The sequence below is a fragment of the Gilliamella sp. B3367 genome (genome assembly GCF_026536825.1).
GTDB classification, from domain to species: Bacteria; Pseudomonadota; Gammaproteobacteria; order Enterobacterales; family Orbaceae; genus Gilliamella; species Gilliamella apicola_E.
Genome location: NZ_JAFNNJ010000008.1, coordinates 18,974 through 44,729, shown reverse-complemented (window position 1 = coordinate 44,729; position 25,756 = coordinate 18,974). Strand labels below are relative to the sequence as shown.

Below are 25,756 nucleotides of genomic sequence, written 5' to 3'. Positions count from 1 at the left end.
AAAATGTGAGCTAGTTTAGCAGTACCTAACGTAACACTAAAGTAATTTTATTGGTTATTGTTGTTATGAGTAAAAATATAGAGTAAATTTAGATAATTATAAGATTAGAAAAATAATAAGGTTGAATATTTTTGAAATTTTTATCTCGTATTGCTCTTATTTTGTTCTGCATGATTCTACTTTACTATCCATTCAAAATCGCCAAATACCATTTAATGGATATGAGTTATGATGAAATTTCAAATGTCGGTTGGCGCTTTGATACTTGCAAAACTAAAGATGATGATTTAGTAAGCAGTGCTGATTGCCCGTGTGGTGGATTAATCGAACCGGATGATGATGTTTACATTAACAACGACGGATACATGTACTTTGGTAATAAACTCTATGGTAAGGTGACTTTGATAGAAAAACCAAGCTATTTTCAAATGGATCTTTTGACGGGGGGATTTTTAAAAATTGAACATATAGATACAGGGTTCATTTGTTACTACGACTCTGTTATGGATTAAAATAACGGGTATTATAAAATTGTTACTATGATTCTATATAATCATTTTGACATGTTTTTAAACCAAAATTAGGTGTCAAAAACCCCGCTCCTCAACTTTTTTTTAATTTATTTAAGGATAAAAATTTAATCTCAATTATTAGCTTGATTAGCTAATACTTATCACCATAATATAGCACTATATAAGTCATTTTTTATTCATAACTACGTGCATGTCAAAGATTATAAAAGGGATAAAATGGGTTCAGTTTTTGAGATATTTAAAATTGGTATAGGTCCTTCAAGTTCACATACAGTTGGTCCAATGCGAGCGGGTAAGGCGTTTATTGATCAACTGATTGATAATGGGCAAATGCCATTAGTGACAAAAATTGTGGCAGATGTTTATGGTTCTTTATCACTGACCGGCAAGGGGCATCATACTGATGTTGCAATTATTCTTGGATTATCTGGCGAAAAGCCTGATACCGTTAATATTGACCAAATTCCCCATTTAATTCAAACCATGAACCAATGTGGTAAATTACCGATATATAATGGTAAATACCAAATCGATTTTTCTAACGAAAGCATTATTTTTCATTCAACTTTTTTACCATTACATGAAAATGGTATGACGTTAAGCGCTTATCATGGTAATGAACTCATCGTCCAGAAAACCTATTATTCAGTGGGTGGAGGAAAAATTGTTGAAGAGGAGCAGTTTGGACAACAACAGCAGAATTCTGTTGATGTGCCTTATCCTTTTTCAACAGCAGCGCAATTATTGAAGCATTGTGATGATAATTCGTTGTCGGTATCGAGTATTGTGTTAAAAAATGAGTTACAACTGCATAGTTATGATGATGTTGTAAATTATTTTTCTTTAGTTGGACAAACAATGCTTGATTGTATTAAACGCGGCATGAATACTGAAGGATTATTACCTGGTGCGCTTAAGGTTCCTCGTCGAGCAAATGCACTTTATCGCCAATTATTGACTAGCAAAAATAATAATGATCCAATGATTATTATTGATTGGATAAATATGTTTGCGTTAGCAGTTAGTGAAGAAAATGCCGCAGGGGGAAGGGTAGTGACGGCGCCAACCAATGGTGCTTGCGGCATAATACCAGCCGTTCTTGCCTATTATGATAAGTTTATCGATCCGGTCTCGCCCGATATTTTTATTCGCTATTTTTTAACTTGTGGAGCCATTGGTTTACTTTATCAAAAAAATGCATCTATTTCAGGTGCTGAAGTTGGTTGTCAGGGTGAGGTCGGTGTTGCTTGTTCAATGGCGGCTGCTGGTCTGGCTGAATTGTTGGGGGGTAATCCTCAGCAAGTTTGTATGGCAGCCGAAATTGGTATGGAACATAATTTAGGTTTAACCTGTGATCCTGTTGATGGTCAAGTACAAGTTCCTTGTATTGAACGTAATGCGATTGCTGCAGTTAAAGCAATTAATGCGACACGCATGGCATTAAGGCGCACTACTGCAGCTATCGTTTCGCTTGATAAGGTGATTGAAACTATGTACGAAACCGGAAAGGATATGAATGCAAAATACCGAGAGACTTCGCGCGGTGGGTTAGCAATTACTGTTCACTGTAGTTAATAATGAAGAGCTAGTTATGTGAGCTTTTTGCTGTGCAATGTAAGTAATCACTCACCGAAATTACTTTAGTGAGTGATAAATGTTAAGTTATAAGTCTTACAATAATCACTGTTAAAACATTACCACTATTACTCGATGCCACTATTATCTGATTATAAATAAGAGTGGCATATTTAAGTATTACAACAATCTTTTTTGCATCTTTTAATATGCAGATGCATTTAGGAAAATTAATTATTTAGTGCGATTAATCGTTATGCATCTAATTGTTTTCTTAATTGTTGTTTTTTTAAGCTTTCTAAAATCTTGTTATGAATTCCACTAAAACCACCATTACTCATAATCAAAATGGCATCGGTTGGTTTGGCTGATTTTGTTATCATTTCAACTAATAAGTCAATATCAGCTGTCCAATAAGCCGGTTGGATACAGGCATCGACTACATCAGCAACTAACCAAGGTAGTTGTTCTGGTTGGAACATATATATTTCATCAGCGCGACCTAATGATGGAGCAAGTTCATCTTTTGAAATCCCTAACTTCATTGTGTTAGAACGAGGCTCTAATACTGCTAAAATTCGTCGATTTGCACCAATTTTGCTGCGTAATGCTTCTAATGTTGCTAAAATTGCCGTTGGATGATGAGCAAAATCATCATAAATTTCAATGTTATTGACCTCACCATATAGCTCCAAGCGTCTTTTAGCATTTAAAAATGATCCTAATGCTAAACAAGCATCTGCTGGATCTATACCAACATTGTGTGCAGCGGCAATTGCCATTAAGGCATTATGCATATTGTGTTCACCAACTAAAGAATAGTTAACTGTACCCATCTTTTTGTTGTTGTAATAAACATCAAACTGACTAGCATCATTAGCAATCTTTTTCGCTAACCAACCGTCTTCAGATTCGGTAAAAGATTGTTTACTCCAACAACCTTTTGCTAATACTTGTTTTAAATTGACATCTTCTTGAGGAGAAATAATCAATCCTTTACTTGGTACTAAACGAACTAGATGATGGAACTGTTTCTGGATAGAACTAAGATCATCAAAAATATCTGCATGATCAAATTCCAAATTATTCATAATCAGTGTTTTGGGACAATAATGCATAAATTTAGAGCGTTTATCGAAAAATGAACAGTCATACTCATCCGCTTCAATAACAAAAAAGTTGCCTTCACCTAATCTTGCTGATACTTCAAAATTACCCGGAACACCACCAATAACAAAACCTTGTTTGTAGCCTTGTTTTTCTAAAATCCAGTTAACCATTCCAGCCGTTGTTGTTTTACCGTGTGTACCTGCTACAGCAATAACCCAACGGTCTTTTAGTACATTATCATGTAACCATTGTGGTGCAGAGACGTAAGGAATGTTATTGTCCAAAATGTATTCAACACAAGGATTTCCTCTTGATAGGGCATTGCCAATGATAACTAGATCAGGAGTTGGTGTTAATTGTGATGGATCGTCTCCTTCAATAATATCAATATGCTCTTTTTGTAACAGCGTACTCATTGGTGGGTAAACATTTTTATCTGATCCTGTTACTTTGTGACCTAATGAACGAGCTATTAATGCAATACCGCCCATAAATGTGCCACAAATCCCAAGAATATGAATATGCATTTTTTGTCCTTAATGTTGTATAAAATGTACTAATGATAAAACGATTGTATTGCTAATTTTATTTTTATGATTAACTGATCTGATTTTACAGAATCTAGTAATTATAGTCGATCTTAATCGCTTATGCGATAGGCCAAATATGTCTTATCATTAATTTTAGGGTTTGATTTCCTCGAAACTCATTTACATCTAAGTGATAAACAATTTTTGCTTCTTTTATCGTTTGGTCTGGCCACTTTGTTAAATTAACATTAAAACAGATCCCTTCAATTATTGGTCCCCCATTTTTGGGTTCTAATACTAATTTAAGGTGTTTTTCAGCAAATATGCGTTGCTGATGAATAATAAATTCGCCATCAAATGTAGGTTCGATAAATCCTTCACCCCATGGACCAGAGTCTTTTAGTAGTTTTGCAATTGAATAATTAAAATCTTCGTTATTTATCTCGCCATCGGTTTCAATCGTTTGTTCAAGTACCTTCAAATCAAGTTGCTCAGTTATCACTGTTTCTAAAAGATCCCTAAATTTATCTAAATCTTTTTCTTGAATACTTAATCCAGCAGCCATGGCATGACCACCAAAGCTAACCAAAATATCTGGATATCTTTGATTCAATTCATAGAGTACATTTTGTAAGTGAATACCATCTATTGATCTTCCAGAACCTTTCAATAATCCATCTTCTGTCGAAGCGAAACATATCACAGGACGATAATATTTGTCTTTCAATCGTGCTGAGACTATACCAATAACACCTTGATGCCACTCAGGATGATGTACCACTATTGAATTAGGTAAAGAAGGTTTATGTATCTGTTCAACGTGGGATAAAGCTTCTTGATACATCGTTTGCTCAATTAATTTTCGATCACTATTAAGCGTATCAAGGTCGGCTGCTTGATTGACTGCACTATCATAGTCTTCACATAACAATAATTCTACGCTCAGAGACATATTATCCATTCGTCCAGCAGCATTTAGTCTTGGGGCTATATAATAAGCAAGATCTGTTGAGGTGAACGTGAGGGGATCTCGTCTGGAAATATTTAATAATGCTTTAATTCCTTCACAACAATAGCCTGCTCGGATACGGCTAACACCTTGATGGACTAGTATTCGGTTATTTAGGTCGAGTTTTACCACATCGGCAATAGTGCCAAGGGCAACTAAGTCTAATAAGCTAGCAATATTAAATTCTTCTAAATTATGTGTGGTGAACCAGTTTTCCTTGCGTAATTTTGACCGTAATGCCAGCATAAAATAAAAAGCTACACCAACGCCTGCTAAATGTTTTGAAGGAAAAGTGCAATTTGGTAAATTAGGATTGATAATTGCATCCGCAGGAGGTAGTTTTTCTGGACATAAGTGGTGATCGGTAATAATGACGGTTAAATTCGACTGTTTTGCAAATTCGACCGCCTCAACAGCAGAAACACCGTTATCAACAGTAATAATAAGATCCGCTTTTTGTAAAATTGCTTTCTTTACGACGTTAATACTTAAGCCATATCCATCATCAAAACGATTTGGAATAATATAATCGACAAATTGACACCCCATTTTTTTTAACGCTTTTACCGTTAATGCGGTACTGGTTGCGCCATCGGTATCAAAGTCTCCAACAATGATTATTCGCTCATTGTTTTTCATTGCAGAATAAAGGATGTCAACAGCTTTATTGGTCCCATCTAGATTGTCGTAGTTACATAGATTACGAGTGGTATAGTCTAGTTCTTGCATAGACGTTATTCCGCGCAATGCATATACTCGCTGCAACAATAACGGAATGTCATTTGATAATTCTGGTAGCGTTTCGGGTAATTTACGATGTATTAATTTATCTGCTTTCATATGATGAATGTTAGCGCGTATGCGCTAACAATTTTTTGTATTCTATAATTTAAAGGTTATAAATTATACAGTACTAGTTATTAGATTTCTTTTTTAAAATTTCGATTAATTTATCAGCCGGAACGTAACCAGAGACAAGTTGTCCATCAGGTAATACTATTGCTGGTGTTCCACTAATACCTAGTTTTTTACCAACGTTAAATTGCTGTGTTACATAAGGGATCATGCTATTAGCAGGTGAAATTTTATTACCTTTATATGCATTTTCAAAAGCGGCTTTGCGATCAACTACACTCCAAATGGATTGCATATTTTTACCTACTTCACTATCTGCTCCTGCTCGTGGAAAAGCAAAATAGTGAACTGAGATGCCTGCATTTAAATATTGCTCAATATTTTCGTGTAATAATTTACAGTAGTGGCATGTGTAATCGGTAAAAACTGAGATAACATATTGTTCATTTGGAGCTTGATAAACAATGGCATCTTTTTCAATTGATTTCATTAATTTTAAGTTATTGCTGTTGGCAATATTTACTGGTTCACTGCCTTCAAGATTATAGATTGGCCCTTGAGTTAAGAATTTACCATCATCAGTGACATAAAAGATACCATCTGGTGTGGTAACACTTTTTAGCCCTTGTATTGGATTATTTTCGATTGTAATTTCTTTGCTAGAAAAACCTAACTTTTCCATTGTTTTTGTAATATCGGCGTTAGAGGCTAATACTGAAGTTGAGATCAATGCTAAACCTAAACTGATTACTAATTTTTTCATTCAATTATCCTTAGTTTATTGAACCGCTATGCGCGAGGATGATGTTTGCTGTGCAACTGTTTTAATCTTTCTGTTGCAACATGTGTATAAATCTGTGTAGTTGATAAACTACTATGCCCAAGTAACATTTGTACAACACGCAAATCGGCACCATGATTAAGTAAATGCGTTGCAAAAGCGTGTCTAAGTACATGAGGCGAAAGGGCTTCTATATTAATGCCCGTTAGTATGGCATAATATTTTATCCTATGCCAGAAAGTCTGTCGTGTCATTTTTTTACCCAATCGACTTGGAAAAAGAACATCAACAGGGCCATTTTTTAAAAGATCGTTGCGCGCATATTTGAAATAGTATTCAAGCCAATAAATAGCCTCTTCTCCCAAAGGAACTAAACGCTCTTTATTTCCTTTACCAACGACTCTAACTACTCCTTGTCTAAGACTTACATCGCTAATCTCTAGATTCACTAACTCCGAAACGCGTAGCCCTGTTGCATAAAGCACTTCTAACATCGCTTTATCTCGCAATTCTATTGGATCATCAATACTTGGTGATTCAAGAAGAGCATCAACCTGTAATTCAGTTAGATCTTTGGGTAACTTTTTGGGTAATTTGGGTGATGATAATATAGCTGATGGATCATCCGTACGATAATTTTCTTGATATAAATATTGAAAAAAACGTTTAGTCGCACTAAGTAAACGAGCTGAACTGCTTGCTTTATAACCATCTTTAACGCGTTGCAATAAAAATTCCTGCAAATTAATTGATTGCGCAGTGATGAAATTAACTTGCTGTGATTGCAGTGATTGGCTTAAAGCAAACAGGTCGAGTTTATAAGATTCGATAGTATTTTCAGAAAGATTTCGTTCCAACCAAATTGAGTCTAAAAATTGTTCAATTAATATTTTATTTTGTGATGATATCTCTTTATCAGACATTAAAAGCCAACTCTTTTTTCGACGATTTTTCCTATTATATACTAACTGCTAATAACTATTCACTTTAGTTTATGTTGGAAGAATCTTTTGTATCTTTTCTTTAGCCTACGATATACTGCATTATCAGTTATTTTTTATAATAAGTTATGCTGAAACGAAATATTAATCTTTTTATTGTGCTATATGCTTTTTTGGTAATAGGTCTTGAAACTTATATTTATTGGCATACACGACTTCGGCCTTGGCAACCAGGAACACCTATCGGGAGAATGGTTTTTTATTACAGTTTTTTTACCGTGTTGTCTAATCTCATGTTGGCATTTAGCTGTTTGTGGTTAGCCTTTAATCCAAACTGTAATCGATATTTATTTAAAGTGATTCGATTAAATGGTTTAATCGGAGTAATTATAACGGCTATTGTCTATAATCTAATATTAAGAAGTATTCATAAACCACCGAGTACATTATTACAATTTACTAATGAGAGTTTACATGTCGTTTTACCTATTGCTGGCGTATTAAGTTGGTTAATATGGGGGCCATTTCGACGCATTCATTTCAAGATTATCGTTGGCTCGTTTTTGTCAATGCTAATTTATGGTATTTATATCTTCACAAGAGGTTATTTTACTAATCAATATCCCTATCCTTTTATTAATGTAGTGAAGGTTGGTTACGCTAAAGCGCTTTATTCCTCTGGATTGGTTTTTGTGCTGTTTTTAGTCTTGGCTTTTTTATTATGGGGCATTGATTGTTTTAGGAGACGAATATGAAATTATTTATTTATGAACACTGTCCTTTTTGTGTACGTGCAAGAATGATTTTTGGCTTGAAAAATATTCCGGTTGAACAGCATGTTTTTCTAAGTAATGATGCTAAATCACCAGAAAGCATGATTGGCGAAAAAATGGTGCCCATCTTACAAAAAGAAGATGGTAGCTATATGCCAGAAAGTTTGGATATTGTTGCTTATATCGATAGCAATTATGGCGGTAGCCCTATTTTAACAGGACCTAAAAATCCAAAAATTGAAGCATTGATAAAACAACTTCAACAATATGACTATAAGTTAGAGTGTCCGCGTTATATCAAGCTTGGTTTAGCTGAATTTGCTACTCAAGATGCTATTGATAATTTTGTCACAAATAAGAGTAAAAAGATGGGATCGTTTGATGAATGCCTTGCTCAGACTGATTCGTTAATCGCTAAGGTTGCTGATTTATTCACTCAACTTGAATCTTTAATTACTTCACCTCATGCATGTAATGGCTTATTATCTTGGGATGATATTTGTTTGTTCCCAATATTACGCAATTTGACATGTGTTAAAGGACTTAAATTTCCGACTAAAATCAGAGAATATTTAGAATCTATGTCTAAAAAAAGTAAAGTAAATTTATTTTTTGATAAAGCTATCTAATTGGATATATTTGCAGGAGTATCAAAAAGTAATCAGCTAATTAATTGCTAATTATAAGAGTACAAGTAGGAAGAAAACTTGTACTCTTTTTTGTATTAAATCTTCGTTATAAATTTTAAAAAATAATCAATTAATTGCTTAGTACAGGTTCAATAATTTCAATCTTATCTTTGCCACCATACACATCATACCAAGGTGTTGCGTATTGTTTTAAGATTTTGTTAAGGTGCTCAACATTTTCACGACCAGTTGTATCTAGCCAGCGTTTTAAGCCATCTTTACCGCCGTTAGCATATGCTGCCACGCCTTCAAACCAAGTTGCACGACCGCCTAAAATACCACTGTATTTAGCGCCATGTTCGCCAGCAAAAATAAGCTCTTCATGGAAAGTTTTGGTTGGTACACCCGCACTTAAGTAGATAAATGGGCGTGTGGCGGCGTCACTTGCTTGTTTAAAATATTCAGCCGCTTGTTTTTGGGAATATACCACAGGATTATTATCGTTAAATCCTTCAACATTTTTAAATAGAACTGGCACTTCTACTTTTAAGATATCGATGTAATAGTGATCTTTAGTAAATTCCTCAATAGTTTTGATCACTTTTTGAGGTTTGATTTTGGCAAATTCAGGGCTTTTATCATCAGTCACCACATTATCATAGACAATTGGTTCGACAAATACCGGAATATCAGCGGCTCTCGCTTCATTGCCTAAACGTTCTAAAAAGGCATGTTTTTTATCTAAGATATCTTGAGGATCATCCGGATTATAATAAACAAGGACTTTTGCTGCATCAGCACCTTTTTTCAATAAACGTTGCAGTGAATCTTCAGGCAAAATATCGGGTAAACGACCGGGAGTATTGGCATCATAACCAGTTTTTTCATAAGACATAATTAAGCCAGCATTTTTATTTTTTGCCGCCATACCTTTGAAACCAAGTTCTTCATCAAGCAAAATGGCACTAACATATTTGGTTAATTCCTGAGAAACAAGCTCTTTAAATTCATAAACCATGTCAATGTGATAACGCTCTTGACCAACGGCATTTTGCATCATTTTTACCATTGAACCACGCTGATCGATTGCTAATGCTGCAATTACGCCATCTTGGTTAGATAATTGTTGCATACGGTTGAATTTTCCACGAGAAATGCGTTTTGTTGCCATTTTAGAACTCTCCATTTGTTAAGATTTTGTTATTGTAGGTATTTGTATGGCTAACTATTAATCATTTAGTGCTAGTTTTGATTTTTGTTTACTTTTAGATATTTTCTTTTAAATAACAGTTAGTTCTTGTATAGTAGTACAATTTACTAGACTGGTTGTAAACAAATATTTACAAGGATGATTATGCCAAATTCTGCAATTTCCAAAAATGTGAGAACATTAAATAATCAGGATTATAAAACCTTAGCGCTTTCCGCGTTAGGTGGCGCATTAGAGTTTTATGATTTTATTATTTTTGTCTTTTTTTCAATAACGATTAGCCATTTATTTTTTCCGACTAATATGCCTACATGGTTAAGTCAAGTTCAGACTTTTGGCATTTTTGCTGCCGGCTATTTGATTCGCCCTTTTGGTGGTATTGTGATGGCTCATTTTGGTGATATATTTGGCCGCAAAAGAATGTTTACACTTAGCATCCTATTAATGGCTTTACCAACATTATTTATTGGCTGTCTACCAACTTATGCCAATATCGGTATTTTTGCGCCATTATTACTGTTAATGATGCGATTATGCCAAGGACTTGCCGTTGGTGGTGAAGTTCCTGGAGCATGGACATTTGTTGCCGAACATGTTCCTAAAAATAAAATAGGTCTAGCGTGTGGTATTTTAACTAGTGGATTAAGTTTAGGTATCCTGCTTGGTTCACTGGTATCGACAATAATGAGTAAAAGTATCTCGGTAGAACAAATGAATGAGTGGGGATGGCGAATTCCATTTATTATCGGCGGTATTTTCGGTTTAATCGCTATGTATCTACGTCGTTGGCTAAAAGAAACGCCGATTTTTCTTGAAATTCAAAAACGTAAAAATCAAGAATTATCAAGAAAGTTGCCAGTAATTACTGTGATTACTCAATATTTACCCCAAACAATTTTATCGATGCTACTTACTTGGGTGTTGTCAGCGGGTATTATGGTGATAATGTTAATGACGCCAATTTTGTTACAAAAGCAATTTGGTTATTCAGCAATCGAAGCTTTGCAAGGGAATATATTAGCTATCATCGGACTGATTATCAGTTGTACATTTTACGGTATGATGATGGATAAGTTTTCGATGGGCAAAGTACTTGTTGTTGGTTGTATCGTGGCTGCTATCATGATTGCTATATTTTATCTATCACTAGATAATCCGAATCTTCTATTTATCACTTATTCATTAGCAGGTTTTAGTGTTGGAATTGTCGGTTCTTTTGCTTATTTTATGGTTAAAGTGTTTCCAACTCAGGTGCGTTATAGCGGTGTGTCGTTCTCATTTAATATGGCTTATGCCATAGCTGGTGGCTTAACGCCATTACTAATCTCATTTTTTAGTGATTTTGTAAGTAAAATGGCGCCCGCTATTTATGTTGTTGGATTATTTGTGTTAGGTGCATTGATCGGGCTATTTTTATTAATCAATAATAATAGCCAAAAATATATAGCAAAAGATATCTCTTAACATTTAATAGATAATAAAAAAAGTTGAGGAGCGGGGTTTTTTAAGTTCCTCAACAATTATATTTAGCTTATTTTACTGCTTTTTCCCAGCTCAATAGTTCGAATGACTCCAGCTTTCACGCTTCGTTGTAACCCTGCGGCAAAATCACTATTATTTAGTTCATACAAACTATGCATTCCAACTCCGGCTGGCGAGTTATTAATATCAAGCAATTGTCTTGGATGTTTTTGACTTAATTGAAGCATTGAGGCTGCGCCGTGTAAATTTTCGATCGCAATACGTTTGGCCATATCTCGGGGCAATCCAACTAAAACTCCAGCATCAACTAACGATTCATAAAAATAATAAATATAATTCGGTCCTGCAACGGCATAGCCAGTAAAAATATCAAGCAGTGATTCGTCAATATATTCAAGTTTACCAAAACTTTTGAAGAATTGGGTGACGGGTTTTTGTTTTGCAACAGCCTGATCATTCTCGTCGGTAGCAATACCTGAATAACCAAAACCTGTATCGGTAAGTGTATTTGGAATTGTTCTAATAACAGGAAGATCAACTTTTAAGGATTGTTTTATTTGGGCAATTGTTACTCCAGCAATGATTGAAATGATAATAGTCTCTTTAACATCCAATTGTTGAACAATGTTACGCCATGCATCTTGAGGTCGAACCCCCAATACAATAATATCTGCATTGACGATTTTGCCAGTTGGGGTAACACCATAAGTTGAATGTAAATAGTCTAAGCGAGATTTAACAATATCGTTCACTAATATATTTTGGGGTTCATATGTTTTATTATTTATCAAAGCGCTAATAATCGCTTCAGACATATGGCCACTACCGACAAATAAAATTTTACTCATACTGATAGTTCCTATTTATAATTGGCTAAAGATCATTACAACACCATAAGTTTCACTGGCAGGTACGATAATCGTATCATTCTGTAAATTGTATTTAACTTCCCCATTTTCTAGTGCTTGTTGGGTTTGCGCTAATGATTTTGTTGTGAAGCCTAAAGCAACTTTACGATCTTGGTCGTTATTCGCTTTACTTACTGACGAGCCAAAAAGATGCTGTATTGCATTTGGTGTAAGGTAATCAATAAATTTATCTTCAGCTTTTAGACGTACGCCTCCGTCAATTTCGATAATGTTTGCTAAAGGGAAAGTTTTTTCAAGCAATTTAATTGAGGAACGGGGTTTTTGAGCTTCAATAATGACTTGATTAATATTTATTACACCATTTGGGTGCGTTTGCCACTCTTTACGCCAAACCAGTTCCGGGGTCAGTTGGTCGCAAAAAAAGATCTGTCCATTTGGTGTATAGGAAGGGTCTAATCTGACGGTTTTAAAACGCGCCTCTGGTTTAGTGCCATCATTTAATTCGACAGGTCTAAAAAAGGATTTAGGACCGTCACCCTCAACTTTTATACCTTGGCTAACAAGTTGTTGATAAAGTTTGTTGGCATCTTTGGTTTTGAAAACTAATCCAGTTAGCCCGTCAGCAAAACACCAACTTTTATCTACTTTACCCGCATTTTGAGGTTCAAAACCTAAAAGCTCAAGATATGTGGTCGTAAATATCGCTAAATTGTTACTTGTTCCTAGTGAATGGTGGCCCCTTGGGGTTGTTGTGAATCCCAGTTTTTGATATTGAGAATTTGCTTGATCGAGCTGATCTGATACGGTGATTACAACATGATCAATTTGTGGACTAAGTATTGTCATTATATTCACTCCTTAAATATGAATAGCGGGAGACATATCAATTAATCGATGTGGATTCCATCCTTTACCAGGAACCGCATCAAGTAGATCTTTGGTATAAGATGCTGTCGGATTTAGAAAGACTTGTGATGCGATACCTTGCTCGACGATTTTTCCTGATTTCATTACAATAATATGATCACAAATTTGTGCAGCAACTCGCAGGTCATGGGTGATAAATAGAACCGTTAAATCCAGCTTTTTTTGTAATTGCGTTAATAGTTCAAGAACTTGTGCCTGAACTGAAACATCAAGCGCCGATACCGGTTCATCAGCAATCAATATTTTCGGCTCTAATGCTAATGCTCGAGCAAGGCCTATTCGTTGTCGTTGTCCTCCTGAAAATTCATGAGGATAACGGTTTAATGCCTCGCTTTCCAATCCCACCATGTTGAATAACGCTTTTGCTCTTTTGATTGCTTCGTGTTTGTTTGTTCCGTGAAGTATTGGTCCAATCGTAACTTGATCGCCGACTTTTCGACGTGGATTTAATGACGCATAGGGATCTTGAAAGACCATCTGAATATGGCGTGAATATTGTTTAAGTTTTTTCCCTTTTAAATTGGCAATATCTACATCTTCAAAGTTGATTTGACCGCTGTCTATTTCTAATAATTTAATAATGCATCTGGCTAACGTTGATTTACCTGAGCCGCTTTCTCCCACAACGCCTAAAGTACTACCTTTATGTAACTTAAAGCTAACATTATTAACCGCATAGGTTGTACGTCGGTTTTGCTTAAAAAAGCTATGGTTGTGATAGGTTTTTGATAGGTTGTTCACTTCAAGAATAATCTCTTTATTAATACGTTGAACATCCCCAGGAGTAAGGGGAGGGACAGCGGCTATTAACGCTTGTGTATAAGGATGTGTTGGTGAATTTAATACGTCACTCGCTAAGCCTTGCTCAACGAGTTTTCCTTTCTGCATAACCGCAATACGAGTTGCAATATCAGCAACTACACCAAAATCATGAGTAATGAATAATACAGCGGTACCTTTACGTGATTGTAGTTCACGTATCAATTTCAATATGCATGCTTGAGTTGTGACATCTAAAGCTGTTGTTGGTTCATCAGCAATCAAAATAGCGGGTTCTAATGCTAATGCCATAGCAATCATGGCACGTTGACGCTGGCCACCAGAAAGTTGATGTGGATAAGCTTTAGCAACAGACTGCGGATTGGGCATTTGCACATCCGTTAATAATTGGATAACTTTTTGGTTAATCTCTTGTTTAGTTAACTTAGTGTGGATAGTGAACATTTCACTAATTTGATTAGCGATGGTTTTTAATGGATTTAGCGCAGTCATCGGGTCTTGGAAAACCATACCAATATGCGCGCCACGAATTTTACGCATTTGCTCATCATTGTAGGTGAGTAAGTCGTTACCTTCGAATTCGATCTCACCTTGAGAAGCAATAATACCGTCGGGTAATAATCCCATGATTGCATTGGATAATAAAGATTTACCCGAACCACTTTCACCAACAATACATAGGATTTCGTTAGCATAAAGATCGAGTGACACATCATTAACCGCATATTTCCGATCCGAACCATGAGGCAAATCTAGGGTTAAATTTTTAATTGATAGTCTTTTTTGATTCATCGTTTTTTTAACCTTGGATTGAGTGCATCATTTATTCCTTGTCCAACTAATGATGCAGATAAAACGGTTAGCAATATTGCAATGCCAGGGATAGCTGAAACATACCATTGTTGACGTAATACTAGTCGTCCATTACCGACCAGATTCCCCCATGATGAAATATTGGGATCGGAAAGGCTCAAAAAAGCTAGCGCACTTTCCATTAATATCGCGGTTGATAAAATAACACTGGCATACATAATTACTGGCGGTAATGCGTTTGGTAAAATCTCTTTAAACATGAGTCTAGTTGAGCTCATGCCTATGGTTTTTCCCGCCTGTACAAATTCACGATTGCGTAATGATAAAAATTCTGCTCGAGTTAACCTTGCAACGGGCGGCCAAGAAACAACACCAATTGCAATCACCACAATATTGATTGTTGAACCAAATACCGCAACAGCAACGAGTAATAGTAAAAAGTTAGGTAAAATCTGGAATGCTTCTGTAAGGCGCATCAGTATGTCGTCAACCCATCTTCCGTAGAATCCTGAGATGGCACCAATAACCACACCAATAATAATTGCTATGAATGTTGATATAAGTCCGATAATCAGTGATACTTTTGCACCATGAAAAAGCTGGGCAGCGATATTTCTTCCTGCCTGATCTGTTCCAAGAATAAATTTAGGATTTGTAAAAGGCCATTGTAAGGGGCGGCCAGCTAAGCGAAGCGGATTGCCAGGAAAAAACCAATCTGCGCTTAATGCAATTATGATAATTAATAACAGTAAAATTGTACCAATTCTAGCAATTGGGCTACGGAAATAGTCTTTTAATATCGCCATCATTAATGTCCTGTAATGCGTGGATCGAGCTTTGCGTAAAGCATATCGACAATAAAATTAATAATGATAACGAGTATTGCTGAAACAAATACTACGCCAAGTAAAGTGTTTAAATCTCTTTGTACTACAGAATCATAGGCAAGTCGTCCTAATCCTGGAATGGCAAAAATGGTTTCAATAACCACCGAACCGCCTAACATGGTGCCTGCTTGTAGACCGATTAGCGTTATCATTGGTAACATGGCGTTACGTAGTATGTGATTAACCAGTATCTGGCGGCTACTTAATCCTTTCGCTTTAGCTGTTTTTACAAAGTCTAAGGTCGATACTTCAAGTAATGAAGCGCGCATAATGCGTAAATAGATTGCTAGATAAACTAAAGCTAGGGTGGTAGTTGGCAAGATTAAATACCATGCAATATCAAAAAATGCTGAAATACCCGTTAATGATTCACCGATACTGCCAAATCCACTAGGTGGTAACCAATTCAAATAAATTGAGAAGAAGACAATTCCCATGAGAGCTAACCAAAATGAAGGTGTTGAATAAAAAATTAGTCCCAGTACTGAAATGAGTGTATCTGGCCAACGATTCACTTTTTGAGCGGATAAAATGCCAAGGATTGTACCGAAGGTAAACGCTAAGAACATTGCGCAAACCATCAATAGTAATGTAGCCGGTAAACGTTCTAAGATCATATGGCTAACTGGCTTATTATATATTGCTGATTGCCCCAAATCTAAATGAACTAATCGCCATAAATAATTGATTAATCGTGAACTTGTTGATTGGTCAAGTTCATAATGATGACGCATTTCATCAATAACGCTTGATTCGGCACCACCAATTTGGGCAAGTAAAGCATCCACTGTATCGCCAGGCGCCAATTGCAATAATAAAAATAGCGCAATTAGTATGATAACCAGTGCTGGAATCGTGGTTAATAATCGTCTAAGTGCTAAAGTCAGTATATGCGTCATCATTTCACCTTAACTTAGTGTTCTATCCATACATCAAACCAACTACTTGATGGCCAACGTGCTGTATTATGATGATTGTGTACTTTGTTATTAATCACTGAGATGAATTCACGTTCTGTTGCGAACCAGAGTGGTAGTTCAGTATTCACGACATCAACTAGTTGACCATAAAGTGCTTTACGTTTGACTGGATCTATTTCAGTTGCGGCACTATCGATTAATTGGTCGACAGCATCTGATTTCCAGCCATATTGATTTGTCCAAGGCGCTCCTTCAGGACTGCCAGAACGTAACCAAACAGTTGTCGATACTGCTGGATCGCCTCTATATTGGTGCCACCCTGTTGCAATATCAAAATCGTGGAGTTTATAAACGGCATTTAAAGCGCCAGCAGTGTCGAGATTAACGATAACCACATTAATGCCGACTTCAGCTAAAGATTGTTGGATAAATGTTGCAAAAAGTGGAACATCTTCACCATTATTAATATGGACTAATTTTAAGGTAAAACGAGTGCCGTCAGCTTTTCGTGGATAACCTGCTTCATCTAATAATTGTTCAGCTTTTTCTCTATCAAAAGGGTAAACAATTTTACTCTCTTTAGGGTAAAAAACGTTTGATGATGGAATAATACCGGTTGCAGGCTTACCAAATCCGTATAAAAAGTCATCGATGAAGAAAGGAATATCGAGTGATTGAACAATTGCTTTGCGAACGTTTAGGTTAGCAATGATCGGATTGCGGAAGTTAAATTCTAAAGTATTATTGAAAATATTTGCTTGAGAACCTTTTGTTAAAACCTCAAATTTTGAGTTTTGTTTGAATCGATTAATATCAGCAAGGCTTAATTTTGAGTATGCACTTAAATCAATTTGTCCACTTTCAAGTGCAGCTGATGCTGAAGAGTTATCGTTAATAATGCGCCAGATTATTTTATCTAAATAAGGATATCCTTGTCGCCAATAATCAGCATTGCGTTCAACAATAATATGTTGTCCTCGTTGATATTCAACGAACTTGAATGGCCCAGTCCCTACGGGTGCGGTGTTATAAGGATTATTTAATACATCGGTACCTTCGTACAAATGTTTGGGAACAACATAGCCAAGATCAACTAAAGCTCTTAATAGTAAATCTAATGGCATTGGACGAGAATAATTGAATACCACTGTATGGTCATCAGGTGTATCGACAGAGGTTAAATTAAGTTGTAATGTAGTTGAGAAATTTAATCTTTTTTTCCAAAACTCTAGTGCATTATATTTCACATCTTGTGATGTAAATGGTTTACCGTCGTGCCATTTGACGCCTTCGCGTAATTTAAATGTTATTGTTTTTCCATCCGGTGAGGAAGTCCATGATGTAGCAAGAACAGGAACAATTTGACCATCTGCATCGAGATCGACTAATGATTCAACTACTTTTCCTGATACTTCATATACCCCCGTTGACGCGCGTAAAGCTGGGTTGAGAACTCTTTGTTCTCCAGAATAATGAACAACTAAGGTACCACCTCGTTGTGGTGTTTTTTCATCCGCCACCGAATAAAATGGCAACAAAATTGAGAGTAGTCCTATAATAAATGTTTGTTTGATATTGAATAATTTCATGTATGCTCCTTGTTGTCACCATATTTTCGGTATTTATAACAATGAAAATTTTTAGGATTTAACTATAAAAATTTTTAGTAAAGTTGAGAAATGCCGATATCGCATATTTATATTACTTTTAGTTATATATTTACTAGCGAGGCTAACTTGTAGAATTTTTATGATCACCAGTTTTTTAGATGTTTAGGATAAATATCGCATATACACAATAAATTAAAAATAATTCTCATTTTTATTGATAATTGTGAAATAGCGCATATTTTTTCTAAATAAATAGGCTAAAATAAAAGCAGTTATGTTTTTAAATTGTAATTATCTAGGAGAAACAAATGAAAGCTGCAGTTATTAGACAAGAGTGCGATGGTCAAGTTGAAATTAAAGATATCCCTGTACGTCCTTTAGAAGCGGGGGAAGCTTTAGTTGAGGTTGAATATTGTGGACTTTGTCATACCGATCTTCATGTTGCAGCTGGAGATTTCGGTAAAAAACCTGGTCGTGTAATTGGTCATGAAGGTGTCGGTATCGTGACTAAAATTGCGCCTGATGTAAAAAGCTTGAAAGTTGGTGATCGTGTCAGTATTGCATGGTTCCATGCAGGTTGTGGTACTTGTGAATATTGTATTTCCGGTAACGAAACATTTTGCCGTAGTGCATTAAATTCTGGTTATACTGTTGATGGCGGTATGGCTGAGCAATGTATTGTTAAAGCTGATTATGCGGTAAAAGTCCCTGATGGATTAGATCCAGCTCAAGCAACAAGTGTAACTTGTGCGGGGGTTACCACTTATAAAGGAATTAAGGTAGCGGATACTAAACCAGGTCAATGGCTCGCAGTATTTGGAATTGGTGGTCTTGGAACTTTGGCTATTGAATATGGTAAGAATGTTTTTAATAACAAAGTTGTTGCTATTAGTAACAGTGATAGCCAGTTAGAATTGTGTAAAAAACTTGGTGCTGATTTAGTTGTTAATCCTAAAAAGGTGGAAGATGTTGGTGCCTATATTAAAGAGCATACAGGTGGTGGTGTTCATGGTGCAGTTGTGACTTCAGTTACTAAAACTGCATTTAATCAGGCTATAGGTTCTGTTCGTCCATTAGGTCGTGTTGTTGCATTAGGTCTACCTTCTGAAACAATGGATTTAAGTATTCCTAAGACAGTTTTAGATGGCATTCAAGTTTTAGGTTCATTAGTTGGTACCCGTGAAGATTTAGCCGAAGCATTTCGTTTTAGTGCTGAAGGTAAAGTTGTGCCAATAGTTGAAAAACGCCCATTTGAAGATATCAATAATATGATTGATGAAATGAAAGCGGGTAAAATTCGTGGTCGCATGGTTATCGATATGAAAATGAAGAAAAAATAATCATTATCATTGAATTGTTAAAAGTCAGCTTTATGCTGACTTTTTTATTAAACAGAATGTTAACTATTTTATAACTTGTATGACTTTTTTTAGATTAAGAATAATCTTTCTTGTGTTTTATAAATAAAACCCTATCATAAGCCAATTTTGCTTGCTTAATTGATAGATTTAAGGGGTTGTTTATGTCTGAGCACAATTTAGAGAATAATTTGCGGAAAGATTTGGGTTTACTTTCTGCACTATCACTAGTTGTTGGAATGGTTTTAGGGGCTGGTGCCTTTATGAAACCGCCAGCGGTACTAGAAGTAGCTGGGGATTATAATTTTGCATTGTTAGCTTGGATAATCGGTGGTGCTTTTTCTATTTGTGGTGGTTTAACACTCTGTGAATTGGGCGTTATGTTCCCGAAAACAGGTGGCATGTTGGTTTATTTAGAAAAGATTTATGGTGCAAAAGTTTCACATCTATATGGTTGGATGATAACCGTTTTATTTGCGCCATCATTAGTAGGCGCATTGGTAGGATATTTTAGCTCAGTTTGTTGTTTATTATTTGATATCAATGATTCTTATCGATTGGCGGTTAGTGCTGGGGTTTTGGGGTTCATTGCATGTATCAATTCAATAGGGGTTAAACAAGCTGGATATCTGCAAACCATCGCTACTTTTTGTAAACTCATTCCAATTTTGTTGTTAGCAATATTTGGATTATGGAAAGGTAATGGTCAAGTTGCATTATTTAGTTCAAGCGGCCAAGGAATTGAAACTACTGCGCCATTTGCAGTAGCAATATTGGCAACCTTGTTTGCTTATGATGGTTGGGCGCAAGTAGCGTCCGTTGCTGGTGAAATTCGTAATCCATCAAGAGTGTTACCCAAAGCCATTATTCTCGGCATTATATTTTTAGTAATAGTTTATGCCTGTATTAATATTGCATTATTCAAAATATTTCCTGTAAAAGAGATGGTTACGCTTGGACACGATGCATCTGCGGTGGCTTCACAACGAATGTTTGGACATTTAGGTGGTAATTTAGTTGCAGTTGGCATTATGGTTTCAATTTTAGGCGGTATCAATGGTTATATCATGACGTTATCGCGAACTATGTTTAGTATGGCTGAACGAGGTACAATTATTGGAGCACGTTTTTTAAGTACTATTGATGAAGATAGCCGTTCTCCGGTTAATGCCATTATTGTTTTGGTCATTTTTTCATTTTTGTATTCAATATTACTAGATGCTGATCGGTTATCTGAGATTTCAATGTTTGCGATTTGGGTATTTTATCTACTTACTTTTGTTGGCGTGATTATTGCCAGAAAAAAATATGCTGACGTGGCTAGGCCTTATAAAGTTATCGGTTATCCTATTATTCCCATTGTGGCTATAAGCGGAGCAGCTTATGTTATTTATGGTATGTTGATTTATCAAACTGTAAACGGTATTGCTTCAATCTGTTTGACATTGATAGGTTTACCTTTGTACTACTATTATTACAGAAAAAATCATAATAAAGAGCTTTCACTTGGTGAAATGAAAAGATATCGTGTCAAAACACAATACGTTATTGCTTGTGGAACTTTATTCGTTATAACTGCATTAATTGTGTATGGTTATATCATTAATTGAAATATATTCCTTAATAAATACATTCAATAAACCGACTATTGTCGGTTTATTTTTTTAAACTTAGATATAACTTGAAATTAAGCTATAAATATTTTGATCATAATAAGTGCCATTAAGATATTCTGCTTGTTTAAGTGTTCCTTCATAATCAAAACCACAACGCTTAGCGACTTGATTACTTTTTAAATTAGTGACAGAACATTTAATGACAAAACGTTTAATAAGTTTTTTTATCGCATAATAATGTGTGAGTGCTAGGATAGCTTGTGTAATAATACCCTTTCCTTGTGCTTTGCTATCTAGCCAATAGCCTATATAAGCTGTTTTATTGCTTTTATCAATGTGGTTAAAAGAAAGTAATCCAACTGGTATGTTATTATTTAAAATAACATAGGTTTTAGTTTCATCTCGTTGATGTTTATTAAAACAATCTGCTAAAAAGTTAGCCGTATCTGACTCGCATTTGACAAAGTCTGGCCATGCCATAAATTGACTGAACAAAACACGATTTGAATCAATAATCTGATATAATGCATTGGCATAATGAGCCGTTGCGGTTTTTAGATAAATATCTTCAGTGACATAAATTCCATTTTGTTGGTTATCATCCATTTTTTATTCCTTTAAAAAACAACTATACAATGACTATTTTTATAAAATTGCCAGACTGATTAGTCTGGCAAATTAGATGGATTTTAATCGATACAATATTATCTATTAATCATTATGGGTTTCGGTTTTCGGTTTAGCTACATAGTTATACACAACTAATAAAGCGAATATACCAACAATAATCATCATGATAACATCTTTATTAAACCATTTTGCCATATTACCAAGTAAAATGCCTACACCACAAAAATCGACATCAGAAAACGTTGTATTGGCAAAACCAAGTGATCCTAACACAGGTAATAATACCACAGGTAAGAATGTCACTAATAAACCATTAGCAAATGCGCCAAGCATTGCGCCTCGACGTCCACCCATTGCATTACCAAATACGCCAGCAGTTGCACCACAGAAGAAATGTGGAACCACGCCCGGTAAAATGAGCACAGCGTTAAGTTGACCTAGAACAAATAATCCGACTAATCCACCTAAAAAGCTGAATAAAAAGCCAATTAATACGGCATTAGGGGCATAAGGGAAGACGACAGGGCAATCTAAAGCTGGTTTTGCATTTGGGACTAACTTTTCAGAAAACCCTGTAAATGCCGGGACAATTTCAGCAAGTATTAAGCGTACACCTTGCAATATAATAAAGACGCCTGCGGCAAACGTAATTGCCTCAATAATGGCATAAACTAAATAATTATCACCACTGCTAAGATTGCTTTCAACATAATTTGAACCGGCAAATACAGCTAAAATAAGGTAGATAATCATCATGGTTAACGAGATTGAAATTGAACTGTCACGTAAGAAGCTTAAGTTTTTTGGCAAATTCATCTCTTCGGTTGAACGAGATCCTTTTCCAACTGCCATTCCAAGCCAACCAGCTAAGACATAACCTAGTGTACCAAAGTGACCAAACGCGACATCGTCATTACCAGTAATTTTGCGCATTTGTGGTTGAGCTAAAGCTGGGAAAAACGCCATAATTAGCCCTAAAACTAATGCGCCAGTAAAGACTAATTGCCAATCTTTAAACCCTGAGACAGTTAAAATAATACTAATCATACAAGCCATATAAAAAGTGTGATGACCTGTTAGAAAGATGTATTTTAAACGAGTAAATCGAGCAACGATAATATTTGCAATCATGCCAAACGCCATAATTAAAGCAGTTGCTGTGCCATACTCATTTAATGCCATTGAAACAATGGCTTCATTGTTGGGAACAATTCCTTGTAGTTCAAATGCTTGTTCAAACATTAAGCCTAATGGGGTAATGGCACTGATGAGTACTGTTGCACCACCGCCTAATACCAAGAAACCTAAAATAGTTTTAATGGTTCCTTTAACCGTATCGGCAAACGATTTACGTTGAGCCAATAATCCTACCATTGCGATTAAACCAACAAGTACCGCTGGAACTTTTAGGATATCAACAATAAATTTTACTATTTCCTGAATCATAGCAACACCTCAAAATTTGCTTAGTTTTTGGCAAAATGTTCAACGAGTTTCTTTTCCAAATCGTTGATATCAATAATATTATTTAATACTACTAATTTTTCGGTTGGAATTCCTGAGCTGGTAGCTAGATCTTTTGTCATCACGAACAAATCAGCTTGATCGGGTGTTGCTGACGCTAGATCAGCGTGAGTGACTTCTGCATCAATGTTTAGTTTTTTGAGTACTTTTTTGATATTCATTTCTACCATAAAACTACTACCAAGGCCTGAGCCACAAACAGCCATAATTTTCATATTGTTTATCCTTTTATTTGTTTAATTTGATTAATAACGATTAATTACAGACAAAATTTCATCGCTGCTTTTTGCATTGAAAATTGTCTGAATATCTTTTGTTTCGGCGAATAATGTTGCTAATTGAGTTAATAACTCGATATGACTAGTACTGTCATTAGCGGCTAATAAAGTGATTAAATAAACTGGATCATTTTCTGCTGAATTGAAATTAACGCCTTTTTTGACAAGCAACATAGATAAACCTAGCTTATTTACCCCTTGTTCTGGACGAGCATGTGGCATTGCAATACCTGGAGCTAATACATAGTAAGGGCCAATTGATTCATGTAGTTGAAAAATAGCATCAATATAGTTAGAAGAAATTGAATGGTTATTTAATAAAGGTTCTGCACAAATTTTTATTGCCTCTTTCCAATCTTGTACAGAATCAATAGTTTTGACAGTTTGATAATTTAGCCATTGATTTAACATTTTACCTCCGAAATAGATCTCTATATGTTTCTATTGAAAATTAACATATTGTCTAACTATAAAAATTTAAAAAAGATAAAAGTGTGATAGCGCTATCATTTTTGGTGCGTTTTTTTTCGATTATGTGATTTAGGTAGCATTTTTGATATATTGCTAAAAGCTAATTGTTTTAACGTAATGATATTATATTAATAAGTGCATTTTATCTAACAAACTTTTCATATTACCTAAATGATATAATATATAAATAGTATGAATTAGATTTGTTCTTTTGAGATTAAGTATGCAGGATGTAAAAAAACGTAAGGGTACAGGCCAAACAACCTTGTTTGATGTGGCTAAATACGCAGGTGTTGGAGCCATGACAGTTTCGCGTGCTTTAAGAACTCCAGATAAGGTATCAGATAAACTTCGCCAAAAAATTCAATTAGCCGTCGATACATTAGGTTATAAACCAAATATTTCTGCCAGATTGTTAGCTTCAGCTTCTGCCAAGAAAGTTATTGCTGTTATAACTACAAAAATTTTCGAACATTCTATACAAATATCATTAAATTCGTTACAAACATATTTAGCTAAACAAGGTTATACAATCCTTATATTTGAATCTACTCTTTATTATAAGCGAGAATCTCAACTGCTAAATATTCTTTATAGTCATAATCTTGAAGCTATATTGCTTTTCTATTTTGAAGACGATGATTTCTTAAAACTTCTTACTAATAATAAAACAATTCCTATTTTTAATGTAGGTAAACATTATGATGAATGCTCAAACATTAAAATCGGATTAGATGATAGTCTAGCAATGTCAATGTTAACTGAACATGTAATTGACAAAGGATACAAAAATATAGGATTACTTTGTGCTAATCATCAATATCATATATTCCAACAAAGGTTACATGGCTGGCATAAAGTTATGTTAAGTAAACATTTACCCACACACAGAATTATTAATGCAGCCAAACCAGCCAATTTTACGACAGGAAGTGAGTTACTATCAGACATTCTATTGAATTGGCCAGAAATAGATGCATTAATCTGTACAACAGATGAATTAGCTTGTGGGGTTCTTTATGAATGCCAGCGGAGGCATATTCGTGTTCCATACCAGTTAGCTGTTTGTGGGTTTGGAGATAGCGAATTTAGTAAGGTGAGTTTTCCAACATTGACAACAGTTTCTTTGCCTTCAAATAATAAAGGGGAATATATTGCTCGTTTATTGCTGAATAACTTAATAAATAAAGAAGATGATTTAACCCCAGACATGCCATCATTAGAACCAGTAATATGTTCAAGAGCGAGTTTATAGCTTTAAAAATTTAGGATAATAAGAAGGATTGTTGTAGTTAACTTGAAGTTAAATTTAAATAAGTTAGTTTTAAAAAAGCCTATTAACGAGAACGGGCTTTTCATGAAATTGGTTGGCGAGAGAGAATTCCTTGCATTTCATACTAACTCTTCTGGTTGTTGCTAAAGCAACGTTGTCTCGCTGTGCTCGGCTCTAACCTCCGTCGGTTCTCATCCTCTAGACTGAAGTGAATAATAAAAAAGCCTACTCAATGAGCAGGCTTTTTTATTTAAATTGGTCGGCGAGAGAGGATTCGAACCTCCGACCCACTGGTCCCAAACCAGTTGCGCTACCAAGCTGCGCTACTCGCCGTTAGGATGCGCATAATACTGCGCTAACCTCGATGTGTCA

General features: G+C 35.3%; 23 protein-coding genes, 1 tRNA gene and 1 other RNA gene. 8 read left to right on the top strand and 17 right to left on the bottom strand.

Translation table 11 applies throughout. From position 1 onward, the window contains the following. Nucleotides 1-131: 131 nt before the first annotated feature. Nucleotides 132-512 carry a hypothetical protein gene (locus tag J3U23_RS10530; protein WP_065562022.1) on the top strand — a complete coding sequence of 127 codons (381 nt, stop codon included), beginning with the start codon at nt 132-134 and terminating at the stop codon, nt 510-512. 237 nt (nt 513-749) lie between these two features. Then, nucleotides 750-2,108, top strand: a complete 1,359-nt coding sequence (locus J3U23_RS10525) for an L-serine ammonia-lyase (protein WP_267339214.1) — start codon at nt 750-752, stop codon at nt 2,106-2,108. Between the two features lie 254 nt (nt 2,109-2,362). Here J3U23_RS10525 and mpl read toward each other — a convergent pair whose 3' ends face one another. The 4 genes from mpl to xerD all read right to left on the bottom strand — a co-directional run bounded on the left by mpl (nt 2,363) and on the right by xerD (nt 7,316). Next, on the bottom strand, nt 2,363-3,745 hold the full coding sequence (gene mpl, locus J3U23_RS10520) for a UDP-N-acetylmuramate:L-alanyl-gamma-D-glutamyl-meso-diaminopimelate ligase (RefSeq protein ID WP_220225585.1): 1,383 nt from the start codon (nt 3,743-3,745) through the stop codon (nt 2,363-2,365). A gap of 121 nt (nt 3,746-3,866) precedes the next feature. Continuing rightward, nucleotides 3,867-5,597 (bottom strand): single-stranded-DNA-specific exonuclease RecJ, encoded by a 1,731-nt coding sequence (recJ, locus tag J3U23_RS10515; protein WP_267339213.1) that lies wholly within the window; start codon nt 5,595-5,597, stop codon nt 3,867-3,869. A gap of 73 nt (nt 5,598-5,670) precedes the next feature. Next, complete coding sequence (dsbC, locus tag J3U23_RS10510; protein WP_065735043.1) at nt 5,671-6,375, bottom strand: bifunctional protein-disulfide isomerase/oxidoreductase DsbC; 705 nt, start codon at nt 6,373-6,375, stop codon at nt 5,671-5,673. 26 nt (nt 6,376-6,401) lie between these two features. Continuing rightward, nucleotides 6,402-7,316, bottom strand: a complete 915-nt coding sequence (gene xerD, locus J3U23_RS10505) for a site-specific tyrosine recombinase XerD (RefSeq protein WP_065562027.1) — start codon at nt 7,314-7,316, stop codon at nt 6,402-6,404. Nucleotides 7,317-7,462: 146 nt separating this feature from the next. Here xerD and J3U23_RS10500 point away from each other — a divergent pair, with 146 nt between their 5' ends. Further along, nucleotides 7,463-8,089 carry a Pr6Pr family membrane protein gene (locus tag J3U23_RS10500; protein WP_267339212.1) on the top strand — a complete coding sequence of 209 codons (627 nt, stop codon included), beginning with the start codon at nt 7,463-7,465 and terminating at the stop codon, nt 8,087-8,089. Further along, nucleotides 8,086-8,736 carry a glutaredoxin 2 gene (gene grxB, locus J3U23_RS10495; protein ID WP_267339211.1) on the top strand — a complete coding sequence of 217 codons (651 nt, stop codon included), beginning with the start codon at nt 8,086-8,088 and terminating at the stop codon, nt 8,734-8,736. The genes J3U23_RS10500 and grxB overlap by 4 nt, the downstream gene beginning before the upstream one ends. 130 nt (nt 8,737-8,866) lie before the next feature. Here the strand turns inward: grxB and J3U23_RS10490 are convergent, their stop codons facing one another. Beyond that, on the bottom strand, nt 8,867-9,907 hold the full coding sequence (locus tag J3U23_RS10490; RefSeq protein WP_267339210.1) for a tagatose 1,6-diphosphate aldolase: 1,041 nt from the start codon (nt 9,905-9,907) through the stop codon (nt 8,867-8,869). A gap of 183 nt (nt 9,908-10,090) precedes the next feature. Here J3U23_RS10490 and J3U23_RS10485 point away from each other — a divergent pair, with 183 nt between their 5' ends. Next, nucleotides 10,091-11,410: an MFS transporter gene (locus tag J3U23_RS10485; protein ID WP_267339209.1), complete on the top strand. Its 1,320-nt coding sequence runs from the start codon at nt 10,091-10,093 to the stop codon at nt 11,408-11,410. Between the two features lie 62 nt (nt 11,411-11,472). Here J3U23_RS10485 and J3U23_RS10480 read toward each other — a convergent pair whose 3' ends face one another. Genes J3U23_RS10480 through J3U23_RS10455 form a run of 6 tightly spaced genes read right to left on the bottom strand, consistent with a single transcriptional unit; the run spans nt 11,473 to nt 18,213 of the window. Further along, nucleotides 11,473-12,276 (bottom strand): pyrroline-5-carboxylate reductase family protein, encoded by an 804-nt coding sequence (locus J3U23_RS10480; RefSeq protein WP_267339208.1) that lies wholly within the window; start codon nt 12,274-12,276, stop codon nt 11,473-11,475. A 15-nt stretch (nt 12,277-12,291) separates the two neighbouring features. Then, a complete protein-coding gene (locus tag J3U23_RS10475) occupies nt 12,292-13,143 on the bottom strand; it encodes a VOC family protein (protein ID WP_267339207.1) in 852 nt (283 codons plus the stop codon). A 12-nt stretch (nt 13,144-13,155) separates the two neighbouring features. Next, nucleotides 13,156-14,796, bottom strand: a complete 1,641-nt coding sequence (locus J3U23_RS10470; RefSeq protein ID WP_267339206.1) for an ABC transporter ATP-binding protein — start codon at nt 14,794-14,796, stop codon at nt 13,156-13,158. Then, nucleotides 14,793-15,623 (bottom strand): ABC transporter permease, encoded by an 831-nt coding sequence (locus J3U23_RS10465; RefSeq protein WP_220225593.1) that lies wholly within the window; start codon nt 15,621-15,623, stop codon nt 14,793-14,795. Before J3U23_RS10465 ends, J3U23_RS10470 begins: the two co-directional genes overlap by 4 nt. Nucleotides 15,624-15,625: 2 nt before the next feature. Further along, nucleotides 15,626-16,606: an ABC transporter permease gene (locus J3U23_RS10460; protein WP_267339205.1), complete on the bottom strand. Its 981-nt coding sequence runs from the start codon at nt 16,604-16,606 to the stop codon at nt 15,626-15,628. An 11-nt stretch (nt 16,607-16,617) separates the two neighbouring features. Further along, nucleotides 16,618-18,213, bottom strand: coding sequence for an ABC transporter substrate-binding protein (locus tag J3U23_RS10455; RefSeq protein ID WP_267339204.1), 1,596 nt, complete (start codon nt 18,211-18,213; stop codon nt 16,618-16,620). A 329-nt stretch (nt 18,214-18,542) separates the two neighbouring features. Here J3U23_RS10455 and adhP point away from each other — a divergent pair, with 329 nt between their 5' ends. Continuing rightward, on the top strand, nt 18,543-19,574 hold the full coding sequence (adhP, locus tag J3U23_RS10450) for an alcohol dehydrogenase AdhP (RefSeq protein ID WP_065735054.1): 1,032 nt from the start codon (nt 18,543-18,545) through the stop codon (nt 19,572-19,574). Nucleotides 19,575-19,756: 182 nt separating this feature from the next. Then, on the top strand, nt 19,757-21,202 hold the full coding sequence (locus J3U23_RS10445; protein WP_267339203.1) for an APC family permease: 1,446 nt from the start codon (nt 19,757-19,759) through the stop codon (nt 21,200-21,202). Between the two features lie 60 nt (nt 21,203-21,262). Here the strand turns inward: J3U23_RS10445 and rimL are convergent, their stop codons facing one another. The 4 genes from rimL to J3U23_RS10425 form a co-directional block, all read right to left on the bottom strand. After that, complete coding sequence (gene rimL, locus J3U23_RS10440) at nt 21,263-21,814, bottom strand: 50S ribosomal protein L7/L12-serine acetyltransferase (protein ID WP_267339202.1); 552 nt, start codon at nt 21,812-21,814, stop codon at nt 21,263-21,265. Nucleotides 21,815-21,919: 105 nt separating this feature from the next. Then, nucleotides 21,920-23,284, bottom strand: coding sequence for a PTS ascorbate transporter subunit IIC (locus J3U23_RS10435; protein WP_267339201.1), 1,365 nt, complete (start codon nt 23,282-23,284; stop codon nt 21,920-21,922). Between the two features lie 20 nt (nt 23,285-23,304). Then, nucleotides 23,305-23,577, bottom strand: a complete 273-nt coding sequence (locus J3U23_RS10430) for a PTS sugar transporter subunit IIB (RefSeq protein WP_065562042.1) — start codon at nt 23,575-23,577, stop codon at nt 23,305-23,307. A 30-nt stretch (nt 23,578-23,607) separates the two neighbouring features. Beyond that, nucleotides 23,608-24,051, bottom strand: a complete 444-nt coding sequence (locus J3U23_RS10425) for a PTS sugar transporter subunit IIA (RefSeq protein WP_065735058.1) — start codon at nt 24,049-24,051, stop codon at nt 23,608-23,610. A gap of 283 nt (nt 24,052-24,334) precedes the next feature. Between J3U23_RS10425 and J3U23_RS10420 the strand changes: the two genes are divergently transcribed. Beyond that, complete coding sequence (locus J3U23_RS10420) at nt 24,335-25,366, top strand: LacI family DNA-binding transcriptional regulator (protein WP_267339200.1); 1,032 nt, start codon at nt 24,335-24,337, stop codon at nt 25,364-25,366. A 109-nt stretch (nt 25,367-25,475) separates the two neighbouring features. Here the strand turns inward: J3U23_RS10420 and J3U23_RS10415 are convergent. Both J3U23_RS10415 and J3U23_RS10410 read right to left on the bottom strand, forming a co-directional pair. Further along, nucleotides 25,476-25,600: non-coding RNA, RtT sRNA (locus J3U23_RS10415), on the bottom strand. Nucleotides 25,601-25,640: 40 nt separating this feature from the next. Then, nucleotides 25,641-25,717: transfer RNA gene (locus tag J3U23_RS10410), tRNA-Pro, on the bottom strand. Nucleotides 25,718-25,756: the final 39 nt, after the last annotated feature.

Coding starts and splice junctions, on each gene's coding strand:
- J3U23_RS10525 (WP_267339214.1), top strand. CDS start 750: ATGGGTTCAGTTTTTGAGATATTTAAAATTGGTATAGGTCCTTCAAGT.
- mpl (WP_220225585.1), bottom strand. CDS start 3,745: ATGCATATTCATATTCTTGGGATTTGTGGCACATTTATGGGCGGTATT.
- recJ (WP_267339213.1), bottom strand. CDS start 5,597: ATGAAAGCAGATAAATTAATACATCGTAAATTACCCGAAACGCTACCA.
- dsbC (WP_065735043.1), bottom strand. CDS start 6,375: ATGAAAAAATTAGTAATCAGTTTAGGTTTAGCATTGATCTCAACTTCA.
- xerD (WP_065562027.1), bottom strand. CDS start 7,316: ATGTCTGATAAAGAGATATCATCACAAAATAAAATATTAATTGAACAA.
- J3U23_RS10500 (WP_267339212.1), top strand. CDS start 7,463: ATGCTGAAACGAAATATTAATCTTTTTATTGTGCTATATGCTTTTTTG.
- grxB (WP_267339211.1), top strand. CDS start 8,086: ATGAAATTATTTATTTATGAACACTGTCCTTTTTGTGTACGTGCAAGA.
- J3U23_RS10490 (WP_267339210.1), bottom strand. CDS start 9,907: ATGGCAACAAAACGCATTTCTCGTGGAAAATTCAACCGTATGCAACAA.
- J3U23_RS10485 (WP_267339209.1), top strand. CDS start 10,091: ATGCCAAATTCTGCAATTTCCAAAAATGTGAGAACATTAAATAATCAG.
- J3U23_RS10480 (WP_267339208.1), bottom strand. CDS start 12,276: ATGAGTAAAATTTTATTTGTCGGTAGTGGCCATATGTCTGAAGCGATT.
- J3U23_RS10475 (WP_267339207.1), bottom strand. CDS start 13,143: ATGACAATACTTAGTCCACAAATTGATCATGTTGTAATCACCGTATCA.
- J3U23_RS10470 (WP_267339206.1), bottom strand. CDS start 14,796: ATGAATCAAAAAAGACTATCAATTAAAAATTTAACCCTAGATTTGCCT.
- J3U23_RS10465 (WP_220225593.1), bottom strand. CDS start 15,623: ATGGCGATATTAAAAGACTATTTCCGTAGCCCAATTGCTAGAATTGGT.
- J3U23_RS10460 (WP_267339205.1), bottom strand. CDS start 16,606: ATGATGACGCATATACTGACTTTAGCACTTAGACGATTATTAACCACG.
- J3U23_RS10455 (WP_267339204.1), bottom strand. CDS start 18,213: ATGAAATTATTCAATATCAAACAAACATTTATTATAGGACTACTCTCA.
- adhP (WP_065735054.1), top strand. CDS start 18,543: ATGAAAGCTGCAGTTATTAGACAAGAGTGCGATGGTCAAGTTGAAATT.
- J3U23_RS10445 (WP_267339203.1), top strand. CDS start 19,757: ATGTCTGAGCACAATTTAGAGAATAATTTGCGGAAAGATTTGGGTTTA.
- rimL (WP_267339202.1), bottom strand. CDS start 21,814: ATGGATGATAACCAACAAAATGGAATTTATGTCACTGAAGATATTTAT.
- J3U23_RS10435 (WP_267339201.1), bottom strand. CDS start 23,284: ATGATTCAGGAAATAGTAAAATTTATTGTTGATATCCTAAAAGTTCCA.
- J3U23_RS10430 (WP_065562042.1), bottom strand. CDS start 23,577: ATGAAAATTATGGCTGTTTGTGGCTCAGGCCTTGGTAGTAGTTTTATG.
- J3U23_RS10425 (WP_065735058.1), bottom strand. CDS start 24,051: ATGTTAAATCAATGGCTAAATTATCAAACTGTCAAAACTATTGATTCT.
- J3U23_RS10420 (WP_267339200.1), top strand. CDS start 24,335: ATGCAGGATGTAAAAAAACGTAAGGGTACAGGCCAAACAACCTTGTTT.